The sequence below is a fragment of the Methylobacter sp. genome, from assembly GCF_036845245.1.
In the GTDB taxonomy this organism is placed as follows: Bacteria; Pseudomonadota; Gammaproteobacteria; order Methylococcales; family Methylomonadaceae; genus Methylobacter_A.
Genome location: NZ_DAIUEH010000002.1, coordinates 149,204 through 161,277, shown reverse-complemented (window position 1 = coordinate 161,277; position 12,074 = coordinate 149,204). Strand labels below are relative to the sequence as shown.

The window sequence follows — 12,074 nt, the reverse complement described above, 5'->3', positions numbered from 1 at the left end:
TGATATTGTGGATTTAAGTAGATGCAAGATTATTCAGAAAACAAAAATTATTGGGACAATTTCTATGCCTCCACAAGAGCCAGTGAATTGAAGCCGCCATCGCAATTCGCAGCATTTGTTATTGGTGAGATACCCAAGGAGCAGGTGCTTATTGTAGACATTGGTTGCGGCACGGGTCGAGACACGCTCTTTTTTTCCAGTCAAGGAATCCCCGTAGTTGGCATAGATGGCTCCAAATCAGCAATAAACCACTGCGAGCAAGTAGCTAACTCCCTGAGGCTTCCAGCTATGTTTATCCATAGGAACGTTCACGACGCCGACCTCTGTCAACAAGTACAAGCTTTACCGGAATATCAGCTTGCTCAAACAGTAGTGATTTATGCTCGTTTTTTTATTCACGCTATTACAGAGGAAGATGAGAATTTTCTTTTTGCACTTGTGAAAAATGTTGGGCCTCAACTAAAGACATTATTTGCGGCAGAGTTTAGAACCCATCGAGATGCAACAATGCCAAAAGAAACAGCCATTCACTATCGAAGATTTATAGATCCACATGAGTTTCTGGTAAGGTCGATTAACCTAGGCCTCAATGTTGAATATTATGTTGAGGGATTTGGCCTCGCAAAATATAAGAGTGATGATGCTCACGTTGCCAGATATTTGCTTTCAATATGACTTTTACAGGCCTTAGGCAGTTCTTTGAGGTTTTGCGGATAACCCGCGTTCATTTATTTCCTGATATTTTTTTTCGTGGACATCGTTCGCAGCGGCCGCTTAGGTTAGCCCTTCCAAGTATGCCAGCAGTGTACGTTAGATTGTCGACCGTGGCTGATATAGTAATCAATTTGGAAACTATAGAAGTATTTTCTCAGATTGACGGGGATCTACGTAACGTCTCTATCGACGCGGATCTATCAATTTCCTCAATTTACCCAGGTACTGAATCACTAGTAGATTCAAAGAAATTTCTTGACCCCACTAACCAAACTCTAGGTATACATACTGAGAATTCAAGTAAGGAATGGATTTGCCTAAACTTACATGACGAGTTCTTCCTTTCAGAAATAATTTTATATAATCGAGATGATGTTTGTGCGTCACGTGCTTGGCAATTAATTATAGAAATTTCAGTCGATGGAGAAGATTGGACGCCAATCTATAGCCATCTTGGTAGATTGCAGCAATATTTTGAATGTGTTGCCCATGCAATACGTCATAATTCAATACCCTCATCAGACCGTCCCTTGGTTAATGCATGCTTGGATATTCTTAAGTCGTTGTTATTTCAGGAATATTATGAGGCAATTCGTTTATTAAGCTGTATTGAAGGGCTTCAAATCAATACTCTTAATGAAATCCGGAGTGGTTTTACACGAGAACTTTTGGTTCTAACCCAAAACCAATGGTCTGGGCACGGGATTAGCAGGTCTTTCAGATATTGGACTCTAGACGAAAAAAAAGATTATCTAACCCAATCCATGAATTTGATAGATGACCTTCGGATCTTAACACCCCATATTTGCTTAGGTTTCGGGTTTGTTCTAGCTTACGTTCGAGATGGTGATTTAATACCACATGATGATGACATTGACATAATACTAACGTTTAATAAAGTTGACTGCCCATCAATAAGTATGGCATTGGACATTGTCTGTGAATATTTAGAAAAACTAGGTTACACCGTTAGTAGTAAATATTTTAGTCATTGCTGGATAACTAAACCAGGGGGTAATGGGGTTGATGTTTTTGTTGGATTGGATGAGGGAGGGCTAACTTCATGGTATCCAAGCAGTCGTAATATTCTGGAAATGTCCGATATATTTCCTCCATTAGAGGTTGAATTATTTTCTGTAAAATGTTTAATACCTAGGAACCCCTTAAAGTATCTTGAACGCAAATATGGCGCAGAGTGGCGAAGTCCCGACAAGAACTTTTCACATCCGTGGAACGAATTAGAGTATGAAGACATAAGGTAACCATCAGAACTGAATTCGATCTATTGACATAAATTTTTGCTATTAATTTAAATGAGGATATCAATGGCTACCCAGATTGATCCATCTCGACTCGAACCAATGGGAATAAATTGTGAGTTGGGGTTTTTGCTCTTAGCTCTTGGATGTAACCAAGGATCACTTTTTAGATGGACATATTGCTCTTTTGACGCCGCACTCAGTTTGCTTAGAAATGATCTTAATAACATTTTTGATGATATCACTCTAGCAAAACATAATAAAAGCATGGTGCTAAATAAGAAAGTTGGAATTTATTTTCACGCATCGGAGCTAGCTAAAGTTATAGAAGAAAACCCTTACTTGGAGTCAAGTTTAGACATAACAAAAGTCACTGAATATGATGCTGAGGTAAAAAAATACTCTCACTTACGACAAAAGTTTTTAGAAAGAATATCTGATAATAAAACGATTCACTTTCTCACAGACCCAACAGGCTCTATAGAGCATGATGAAATTAAGCTTCTTGTTACTAACTTACGTAGGCTTGGAAAGCCAGAAAGTTCTTATACTCTCATAGTTAAACAATCTTTTGATCCCGATTTGATCGGCACTGTAAACATTCATGATGACAACGTATTGCTTGCTTATATTGATAGATTTGCTCCACCTGCATATGCAGATCAAATTAGTTTAGACAGTTGGAAGTTAACGCTTGAAACTGTTAACCAGTTAATACTAAAAAATCAAAAGGCGGATCCAACTATGAATCTTGACTTTTTTACCGGAAAATCCAAATTAATCATGAAAGAAAATACGGACAAGTTAAGTCAAATTCGCATTCATTACAAATTGTCCTTTAAGGCTGGTTTCAACATTGAAAGATACCTTCTAGATGGTTGGTCTGCACAAGAAGACATACATCGATGGACTGATGGAGGATGTGCGGGGCTGCAATTCCATCTGTCTGAGTTAGGCACTAAGAATATAATTATGCGTCTAGAGTGTTCGGCATATCTTGCTATTCCCAATGGAGAACTACATCATCAAACAGTTGAAGTGCTAGTAAATGAAAAAAAAGTAGCAATCTGGGAGATCAGACAAAAAGATTGGTATGAGGCAGTTATTCCAAATGGATTGGTTAAAAATGGTAGTATGATCGCCAAATTTTTGATAAGCAATCCAAGTGCTCCTATTGATTGTAATCTATCCGCCGATACTAGAAAATTAGGACTCCGCGTTTTTAATTTAGAACTCATAGATTCCAAATACCAGTGTCAATCACTCGTAACCTGAAAAAAAATGCAATCAATGGGGTCCAATCAATGGGGTCCAATCAATGGGGTCCAATCAATGGGGTCCCAATCAATGGGGTCAGATTAGATTGATTTTCAATTAAAAACCAGCTAAACTGCATCTAATTGTTTTTAGGATCAATTTTATGGCACGCCTCCCCAGAATCATCATTCCCGGCCAACCGCAGCATGTTATCGTTCGCGGTAACAATCGTTCCGAGATTTTTTGTTGTGAGGCGGATTACCATTTTTATTTGGAAAAACTTCAGGTAGCCTGCAAAAAACATGATTGCCATGTACATGCTTATGTGCTGATGACTAATCATGTGCATTTGTTGATAACCCCTTTTACAGACACCAGCTTAAGCAAAACTTTACAAATGCTGGGGCGGTATTATGTGCAATACTTTAATTACTGTTATCGCCGAACCGGTACGCTCTGGGAAGGCAGGTACAAGGCGGCGCTGATCGATAGCGAATCGTACTTGCTAACCTGTATGCGCTATATCGAATTAAACCCGGTGCGGGCGGGAATGGTTACCGATCCGGCTGACTATCCGTGGTCCAGCTATCGCTTTAACGCCTTGGGACAAACTGATAGTTTGGTCACGCCTCATTTTGAATGGCAACGATTGAGTAGTGACGATAGCAAGCGTCAAGCAGCCTATAGGTACTTATTCAAACACGCGCTTTCTGAGGTTCAGATAAATGATATTAGGGATGCCACCAACAAAGCTTGGGTATTGGGAGAGGGTATGTTTAAAGAAAGGATTCAATTGCAGTTGGCACGGCGAGTAGAACCCGCTGCCAAAGGAGGCGACAGAAAGTCGGCCCAATTTAAAATCAATCAAGTCTGACACCATTGATGCGCTACAGTTATGAATGAACCGCCCTTGGGAAACCGGGGGCGGTTTTTTATGACTGGATGGTAGAATTACGGCTTTAAATTCAAGGTCTCAAAACGAGGAAATATCATGATCAGCAGATACTTCAATCCGTACACAGATTTTGGCTTTAAAAAATTGTTTGGTGAAGAAGCGAGCAAAGACCAGTTAATTGATTTTTTAAATCAGCTGTTGCCGTTGCAACATCAAATCGCGGAATTGAGCTTTAAAAATCCAGAGAATATGTCGGACACCCTCGACGAGCGTAAATCTATTTTCGATATTTATTGCCAAAACAAAACGGGAGAGCGTTTTATTGTAGAAATGCAAAAAGCGAAAACGCAGTTTTTTAAAGACTGGTCGCTGTTTTATTCGACTTTTCCGATTCGTGACCAAGGCAAAAAGGGACTGTGGGATTTTTATTTACTTCCGGTTTATTTCATTGCGATTTTGGATTTTAAATACGACGAAAAGGAAGATGAGCGTAAATTTCGCCGCGATGTGTGTTTAAAAGACCAAGATGGCGATGTGTTTTATAACAAATTGCATTTCAAGTTTCTGCAAATGCCGCTGTTTAATAAGCAAGAACATGAATTGGTAACCCATTTTGACAAGTGGGTTTATTTTTTGAAACATTTGGAAGACTTCGATCATATTCCAGCGATTTTAAATGAGCCGATTTTTCAAAAAGGCTTTGACATTGCCGAGGTGTCTCACTTGAATAGCGATCAATACGATGCGTATTTGAAAAGCATTTTGTCATATAACGAAGCGAAGGCGGTGACGGATACGGCTTTTGACGAGGGCAAGCTTGAAGGTAAGATTGAAGGTAAGATTGAAGCGATGCACAGTGTTGCAAAGACACTAAAAGCTCAAGGCATTACTGTTTCAATCATTGCTTTATCAACAGGACTCACTGAACAAGAAATTGAGGAATTAAAATGAGCAACGAAATTTACAAGAGAAACCGCCAATGAAAAAAGCACTGATTACCGGCATTACCGGCCAGGATGGTTCCTATCTGGCCGAATTCCTGTTAGAAAAAGGTTATGAAGTTCACGGCATCAAGCGTCGTGCTTCTTCATTTAATACGCAACGGGTGGATCATATTTATGAAGATCCTCATGTTAATAATCAACATTTTATTCTGCATTACGGTGATTTAACCGATTCATCCAACCTAACTCGTATCATACAGCAGGTGCAGCCGGATGAGGTCTATAACCTTGGCGCACAAAGTCATGTTGCAGTGAGTTTTGAATCGCCGGAATACACAGCCGATGTCGATGCCATGGGTACTTTGCGCCTGCTTGAAGCCATCCGCCTGTTGGGGTTGGAAAAAAAGACGCGCTTTTACCAGGCTTCAACCTCGGAGCTCTACGGCTTGGTGCAGGAAACTCCGCAAAAAGAAACCACTCCATTCTATCCCCGCAGTCCGTATGCAGCAGCCAAGCTCTATGCTTACTGGATCACGGTCAATTACCGTGAAGCTTATGGCATGTATGCTTGCAATGGTATTTTGTTTAACCATGAGTCGCCGCGCCGTGGCGAAACGTTTGTAACGCGCAAAATTACTCGTGGGCTGGCCAATATTGCCCAAGGGCTGGAGCAGTGTCTGTATATGGGCAATATGGATGCGTTGCGTGATTGGGGGCATGCTAAAGATTATGTCCGCATGCAGTGGATGATGTTGCAAAATGAACAGCCGGAAGACTTTGTGATTGCCACCGGCGTGCAGTATTCGGTGCGTCAGTTTATTGAATGGTCGGCGGCGGAGCTGGGTGTCACGCTACGCTTTGAGGGACAAGGTGTCGCTGAGCAGGGTGTAGTTGCAGCGATTGAGGGTGACAAAGCGTCCGCGCTGAAGGTGGGCGATGTGGTGGTGATGATCGATCCGCGTTATTTCCGTCCTACTGAGGTAGAGACATTGTTGGGCGATCCAAGTAAGGCCAAGGAAAAGCTGGGATGGGTGCCGGAGATTACTGTACAACAGATGTGCGCTGAAATGGTGGCGACAGATCTTAGTGAGGCTAGACGAATTGCTTTACTTGAGAAAAACGGCTTTCACGTTCCCGTCTCTGTGGAGAATTAATGATGCCTCAACATCTGGAACAAGTTGTTTTTGTAGCTGGGCACCGTGGCATGGTGGGGTCGGCTATCGTACGTCGTTTGCAGGCATTGGGTTACAGTAACATCCTGACGGCCGAACGAAATGAACTTGAGCTTATTCGCCAGACGGAAGTGGAGTCTTTTTTCAAGAAACATGCAATCGGGCAGGTATATCTTGCCGCTGCAAAAGTAGGAGGGATCCATGCCAATAATACCTATCCGGCGGAGTTCATCTACGAGAATATGATGATCGAGGCCAACCTTATTCATTCTGCTCATCTTGCAGGGGTGAAAAAGCTGCTGTTTCTGGGGTCTTCTTGCATCTACCCAAAGCTTGCCGAACAGCCGATGAAGGAAGATGCGTTGCTTACTGGAACATTGGAGGCAACCAATGAGCCTTACGCAATCGCCAAGATTGCCGGCATCAAGCTGTGCGAGAGCTTTAACCGTCAATATGGGCGCGATTATCGTAGTGTAATGCCGACCAATCTTTACGGTCCGAACGACAACTTTCACCCCGAGAACAGCCACGTCATTCCAGCAATGATGCGGCGCTTTCATGAGGCGGTGCTGGCTCAAACCGATGAGGTGGTGATCTGGGGCAGTGGCACTCCAATGCGGGAGTTTCTGCATGTGGATGACATGGCGGCAGCCAGCGTGCATGTCATGAATCTGCCTTTGGAAACCTATCAGGCACATACTGAGCCTATGCTTTCTCATATTAATGTGGGGACAGGCGTGGATTGTACGATTCGCGAATTGGCGGAAAAGATGGCTAAGGTGACGGGCTTTACCGGTAAACTGGTTTTCGATGCTACCAAGCTGGATGGTACACCGCGTAAATTGATGGATGTTTCACGGCTCAACAGGTTGGACTGGCAAGCACGGATAGGATTGGAAGACGGCTTGCGAGAAACCTATGCCTGGTTCTTGGCTAATCAGGATCGTTACCGGCAGGCTTGAGAGTGCAGAAACTCCCGCTTGTTTCAGTGGTGATGCCTTCGCTTAATCAAGCGAGGTTTATCGACGCCGCAGTCGATAGCGTTCTGAATCAGGACTATCCGAACATCGAACTAATCGTTGCCGATGGTGGATCTGACGATGGTACTATCGATTGGCTGAAGAATCGACAGGCGATTGATGGTCGCATCCGTTGGTTTTCCCAGAAAGATAATGGACCGGCGGAGGCCGTCAATGCTGCGTTGTCCCAGGTACGGGGCACGATTGTGGGGTGGCTGAATTCGGATGACCTCTATGCACAAGATGCTGTAAGCAGGGCTGTTGATGCTCTGCAAGAGAATCCGGAGTGGCTGATGGTGTATGGTCATGGTCTACATGTGGATGGCGACGGTAAGTCGTTAAGTGATTATCCAACCTTGCCGCCGACAACGCCGCTCACCCAATTTGCCGAGGGATGTTTTATTTGTCAGCCGACGGTATTTTTTCGGCGCTCGATGTACTTATTGCTGGGCAAACTGGATGAGAATTTGAAGGCGGCATTCGATTTTGATTATTGGCTACGGGCGTTTCTTGTATTTCAGTATCGGATCGGTTTTGTGTGTGAGGTGCAGGCGTATTCGCGGTTGCACGAAGATTGCATCACGCTACGCATGCGGCGTACCGTTGCGCTGGAGGGAATGCAGGTATTAGCGCGGCATTTGGGTAGTGCGCCAAAGGAATGGTTGCTGACGTATGTGAATGAGTTGCGGGCTATGCAACCTAGCCAACAGGGTGTTGGCGATTTGAAGAAGCATGTTATTGATACGCTTGTCGTGGCCAGGCTATGGCTAAAGCAGGATGATTTACGGGAGCTGGAATTGAGACTTGATGAGATGCTGAAATGATTAGCCGAGACGATGTAATTTATGCCTACCGCCTCTTGTTTGGACGTGAGCCGGAAAGTGAAGAGGTTGTGATGCACTACGCTACGGAAGTCAGTGATCTTCGTGCATTGAGGGAGTTGTTTATCAATTCGGCGGAGTTTCATTCAAGTTTAGAGCGAATCCAAAGTCCCCGTCCACCCCGTCCACCCTTCAATGGGCCGCCGATGGAGGTGGAATTGATTGCGCCGGCAGAGAAGCTATCCGCCTTGTTCGCCAAGGTCAGCGCCCAATGGCATCATTTGGGCGAGACCGAGCCGCACTGGTCGGTGCTGACCAACGAGAGCTATTTTCAGCAGAATTTTCATATGAACCACGAGGCGTTTTACGCCAGCGGAGAATCTGAATTGAAAATATTTGATGCCACGCTGGCACGGGTTGGAATTGATCGGAGCGGGTTGCATCGTTGTCTCGAACTTGGCTGCGGTGTCGGACGGGTGACAGGATCTTTGGCAACGCGCTTTGCTGAAGTCAGTGCGGTGGATATCTCCGCTGCCCATTTGCGGGTGGCCGAAGACCGTTTACGCACCGATGGTATCGGCAATGTTAAGTTTCAGCACCTTGATTCAATTGATGATGTCGCCGGTTTGGGCAGCTTCGATGTGCTGTATTCGCGTATCGTGTTGCAGCATAATCCACCGCCGGTAATAGCGCGGATACTTGGTGATTTGTTGGCCCAACTGCAAGTGGGTGGGATTGCGTTTTTCCAGGTTCCAACTTACAAGGCTGGGTATCGTTTTCGAATAGATGAATACCTTGGTCACCAAAACTTGACCGATATGGAGATGCACTATTTTCCGCAAGCGGCACTGCTGGATCTTATTGCGCAACACGATTGCCGAGTTTTAGAAATTCGAGAGGATGATTCGATTGGGCTGTCAGCGATTGCGGTATCAAACACTTTATTAGTACAAAAATACTGAGTTGGATGAAAATAAAGGGGCATACCCGAGAGTGTCATTGATTGGGAATAATGCCGCGTACTCGCAAGACCGCCAGTACCTGCTCTACGCATTCATCCAGAGGCAAACTACCTGTGTTAATGGTCAAATCCGGATTGATAGGTATTTCATAAGGCGACGATATTCCAGTAAACTCTTTCACTTCACCTGCGCGTGCACGTGCGTATAGCCCTTTTACATCACGCTGCTCACATACTTCCAGCGGTGCGTCACAAAAAATTTCGATGAAATCATCATGAAGAAACAAATTGCGGGTGCGCTCCCGGTCTTGGCGATATGGGGAGATAAAGGCCGTTAACACGATGACTCCAGCTTCGACCAGCAGCTTGGAGACCTCGCCAATGCGCCGGATATTTTCGGAACGATCTTCCAACGAAAACCCTAGATCGGCGCACAAACCATGTCGAATGTTATCGCCATCTAATACGAAAGTTCGACAGCCATGCCCATACAGGCATTCTTCTACTGCATGCGCAAGCGTTGATTTACCGGACCCAGAAAGACCGGTAAACCATAGAACCACAGAGCGATGTGCATTCATTTGTTCACGTCTGACACGGGTAACCGTAGCATGGTGCCAGACAGTGTCGATGCTTTTTTTCATGCTTTTCTCATTAAATTAATTTATTGCCGGGCCATTCGAGCCAGTAGTGTGCAAATATTCTATCATAAACAATTTACGTCGTTTTTCGGTGTCGGCTATGAACTTTTTCGATCAAGACAAGATCTGGACTCTGTTTGTGGAAAGTGTATCTAATCTATAACTTGGCTTTCTATATTGTTATTGCTGTTTTTTGTGCTTGTTTGAATAGATCGTTACCTCACAAACGTATAAATATGTTGGTGTCGTCTGAAATCTGACCAGGAGTTTAGCTGTGCAGCCCACTACGCAGCATTGAATTAAGTCGATCGGACGGAGATGGTTGCTCTTTCCTGTCATGAGTAAGATTTAAGCGCTTTATTACCCAATTTCAAACCTAAATTGTTATTATAGGCAGACCTGATTAGTTAAAAAATCTTAAACTGCTCAAAATTAACTCATTATCAAGTTCTAGAAAATTGATTTTAAAGATATTTTTAAAAAGTCGAATACGAGTAGCTCTGATGATTACAACACAGCTTGATAAAAAAAATATATGAGTACTGTCATCTCAGCAATCATCGTCAATTATAACGCGGGTGAGTTGCTGCATAACTGTGTCGATTCGTTACTGAAGTGTCCACAGGAAATCGAAATTATCCTGATTGATAACGCCTCGACGGATGGCAGTCTGGATGCTGTTCAGGGATTATCGGGGGTACAGATAATTAAAAATCCGGTTAATGTGGGTTTTGCGGCGGCTTGTAATATTGGTGCGCGTGTTGCTTCCGCACCGTACTTGTTGTTCCTTAATCCGGACTGTTTCTTCAAACCGGGTACTCTGCTTAGTCTGTTGGAGGCTATGAGTGGGGATGAAAGTGTGGGCATGGCGGGAGGTTTGCTGACTAATTCGGACGGAACCGAACAGGCGGGCGGTCGACGGGCTGTTCCCACTCCGTGGCGTTCTTTTGTGCGCGCATTCGGGCTTGTACGTTTTTCGGACTGTTGGCCGCGCCTGTTTTTTGATTTTTACTTGCATAAGCAACCGTTGCCGGATCACGCGATTGAGGTGGAGGCGATTTCCGGAGCTTGCATGATGGTCAAGCGCGAGGCGATGCAGGATGTCGGGGAATGGGACGAAGGCTATTTTTTACATTGCGAAGATCTGGACTGGTGCATGCGCTTCCGGCAAAAAGGCTGGAAGATTCTGTTCGTTCCATCGGCGCAAATCATCCATGCATTAGGCGTTTGCGGTAGAGGTCGGCCTGTGTTTGTCGAATGGCACAAGCATAAGGGGATGATACGGTTTTACCAAAAGTTCTTTCGACACCAGTATCCGGGAGCGATGATGGGCTTGGTTACGGTTGGAGTCTGGCTGCGGTTTGGCCTTGTAGCCATTTATTACTCGGCCAAACGTGCCGGTCGGGCGTTGGGGATTGGGCATGGCTGACGATACGGATTTTCTCGTCTCAACACCTCTCCCGGAGGGCAAAAACCTTGTCGGTGTTTTCGGTGCGACCAGTTTGGTAGGAACGTGTTTACTGCCGATGTTGACTGAGGCAGGATGGCGGGTGAGGGCGTTCTCCCGGAAAGTAGTTGATCCGCTTGATGATAAGGTGGCTTGGCAGCTTATCTCCTCTTCCTCTTTTCCTCTGGAGGAGAGTGTTTCGTATTGGATTTATCTCGCGCCTATTTGGGTGTTGCCGGATTATTTTGCGTTGCTTGAAACGCAGGGCGTGAAGCGCTTGGTTGTGGTGTCTTCTACCAGCCGCTTTACCAAGGATGATTCGACCGACCCGGAAGAGCAGGCCATAGCGCTTCGGATTGCCGATGCGGAAGCGCGTGTTCAGGAGTGGGCAAAAAACCGTGGTGTGGAATGGGTGATTCTGCGGCCTACGCTGATTTATGGCTTGGGCTTGGATAAAAATATCTCCGAGATTGCGCGCTTCATCCGCCGTTTTGGTTTCTTTCCGTTGTTTGGCAAAGCAAATGGCCTGCGTCAGCCTATTCACGTGGCGGATGTAGCTGGCGCCTGCCTGGCCGCTTTGCAGGCTCCTTGTGCGGCGAACCGGGCGTACAATATTTCCGGTGGTGAGATTCTGGCTTATCGCGACATGGTCTCCTGTGTTTTTTCCGCCCTGGGTCGTCGTCTGTGCTTGCCGATTGTACCGCTCTGGGCTTTTCGGCTGGCGGTGACTGTATTGCGGTGTTTGCCGCGTTACCGGAAGTGGTCTACTGCGATGGCTGAGCGTATGAACCGGGATATGGTGTTTGATCACGCTGAGGCGGCGCGAGATTTTGATTTTAAGCCTAGGGCATTCGTTTTGTCGGCAGAGGATGTGGCAACTGAACACTCGTCTTGATAGCGGCACGCTGAACGGTTGCATTGACTGTAGCAAAATCCAATCATCG

Annotated in this window: 12 protein-coding genes; 11 read left to right on the top strand and 1 reads right to left on the bottom strand. The window is 45.2% G+C overall.

Going from position 1 to position 12,074, the window contains the following annotated elements; translation table 11 throughout:
- Positions 1-21: 21 nt before the first annotated feature.
- The 9 genes from V7051_RS01715 (at position 22) to V7051_RS01675 (ending at position 9,043) form a co-directional block, all read left to right on the top strand.
- Entirely contained in the window at positions 22-675 is a 654-nt protein-coding gene (locus V7051_RS01715; protein ID WP_333873160.1) for a class I SAM-dependent methyltransferase, read from the top strand.
- Positions 676-824: 149 nt separating this feature from the next.
- The gene (locus V7051_RS01710; RefSeq protein ID WP_333873159.1) at positions 825-1,976 is read left to right on the top strand and encodes a discoidin domain-containing protein; all 1,152 of its coding nucleotides are present in this window, start codon (positions 825-827) and stop codon (positions 1,974-1,976) included.
- 63 nt (positions 1,977-2,039) lie between these two features.
- Positions 2,040-3,248: a hypothetical protein gene (locus tag V7051_RS01705; RefSeq protein WP_333873158.1), complete on the top strand. Its 1,209-nt coding sequence runs from the start codon at positions 2,040-2,042 to the stop codon at positions 3,246-3,248.
- A gap of 145 nt (positions 3,249-3,393) precedes the next feature.
- The gene (locus V7051_RS01700; RefSeq protein WP_333873157.1) at positions 3,394-4,104 is read left to right on the top strand and encodes an REP-associated tyrosine transposase; all 711 of its coding nucleotides are present in this window, start codon (positions 3,394-3,396) and stop codon (positions 4,102-4,104) included.
- A gap of 117 nt (positions 4,105-4,221) precedes the next feature.
- Entirely contained in the window at positions 4,222-5,076 is an 855-nt protein-coding gene (locus V7051_RS01695) for an Rpn family recombination-promoting nuclease/putative transposase (RefSeq protein ID WP_333873156.1), read from the top strand.
- A 28-nt stretch (positions 5,077-5,104) separates the two neighbouring features.
- A complete protein-coding gene (gene gmd, locus V7051_RS01690; protein ID WP_333873155.1) occupies positions 5,105-6,223 on the top strand; it encodes a GDP-mannose 4,6-dehydratase in 1,119 nt (372 codons plus the stop codon).
- Positions 6,223-7,203 carry a GDP-L-fucose synthase gene (gene fcl / locus V7051_RS01685; RefSeq protein ID WP_442919611.1) on the top strand — a complete coding sequence of 327 codons (981 nt, stop codon included), beginning with the start codon at positions 6,223-6,225 and terminating at the stop codon, positions 7,201-7,203. Before gmd ends, fcl begins: the two co-directional genes overlap by 1 nt.
- Positions 7,204-7,205: 2 nt before the next feature.
- The gene (locus V7051_RS01680) at positions 7,206-8,084 is read left to right on the top strand and encodes a glycosyltransferase family 2 protein (RefSeq protein ID WP_333873154.1); all 879 of its coding nucleotides are present in this window, start codon (positions 7,206-7,208) and stop codon (positions 8,082-8,084) included.
- Positions 8,081-9,043, top strand: coding sequence for a class I SAM-dependent methyltransferase (locus V7051_RS01675; protein ID WP_333873153.1), 963 nt, complete (start codon positions 8,081-8,083; stop codon positions 9,041-9,043). The genes V7051_RS01680 and V7051_RS01675 overlap by 4 nt, the downstream gene beginning before the upstream one ends.
- 34 nt (positions 9,044-9,077) lie before the next feature.
- On the opposite strand, the gene cysC is transcribed toward V7051_RS01675, so the two are convergent.
- A complete protein-coding gene (gene cysC, locus V7051_RS01670; protein WP_333873152.1) occupies positions 9,078-9,686 on the bottom strand; it encodes an adenylyl-sulfate kinase in 609 nt (202 codons plus the stop codon).
- Positions 9,687-10,218: 532 nt separating this feature from the next.
- Here cysC and V7051_RS01665 point away from each other — a divergent pair.
- Both V7051_RS01665 and V7051_RS01660 read left to right on the top strand, forming a co-directional pair.
- The gene (locus V7051_RS01665) at positions 10,219-11,112 is read left to right on the top strand and encodes a glycosyltransferase family 2 protein (RefSeq protein WP_333873151.1); all 894 of its coding nucleotides are present in this window, start codon (positions 10,219-10,221) and stop codon (positions 11,110-11,112) included.
- On the top strand, positions 11,105-12,025 hold the full coding sequence (locus V7051_RS01660) for an NAD-dependent epimerase/dehydratase family protein (protein ID WP_333873150.1): 921 nt from the start codon (positions 11,105-11,107) through the stop codon (positions 12,023-12,025). Before V7051_RS01665 ends, V7051_RS01660 begins: the two co-directional genes overlap by 8 nt.
- Positions 12,026-12,074 lie beyond the last annotated feature (49 nt).

Bases quoted from the DNA above. Each gene is read 5' to 3' on its own strand.
- V7051_RS01715 (WP_333873160.1), top strand. From the start codon at position 22: ATGCAAGATTATTCAGAAAACAAAAATTATTGGGACAATTTCTATGCC.
- V7051_RS01705 (WP_333873158.1), top strand. From the start codon at position 2,040: ATGGCTACCCAGATTGATCCATCTCGACTCGAACCAATGGGAATAAAT.
- V7051_RS01700 (WP_333873157.1), top strand. From the start codon at position 3,394: ATGGCACGCCTCCCCAGAATCATCATTCCCGGCCAACCGCAGCATGTT.
- V7051_RS01695 (WP_333873156.1), top strand. From the start codon at position 4,222: ATGATCAGCAGATACTTCAATCCGTACACAGATTTTGGCTTTAAAAAA.
- gmd (WP_333873155.1), top strand. From the start codon at position 5,105: ATGAAAAAAGCACTGATTACCGGCATTACCGGCCAGGATGGTTCCTAT.
- fcl (WP_442919611.1), top strand. From the start codon at position 6,223: ATGATGCCTCAACATCTGGAACAAGTTGTTTTTGTAGCTGGGCACCGT.
- V7051_RS01675 (WP_333873153.1), top strand. From the start codon at position 8,081: ATGATTAGCCGAGACGATGTAATTTATGCCTACCGCCTCTTGTTTGGA.
- cysC (WP_333873152.1), bottom strand. From the start codon at position 9,686: ATGAAAAAAAGCATCGACACTGTCTGGCACCATGCTACGGTTACCCGT.
- V7051_RS01665 (WP_333873151.1), top strand. From the start codon at position 10,219: ATGAGTACTGTCATCTCAGCAATCATCGTCAATTATAACGCGGGTGAG.
- V7051_RS01660 (WP_333873150.1), top strand. From the start codon at position 11,105: ATGGCTGACGATACGGATTTTCTCGTCTCAACACCTCTCCCGGAGGGC.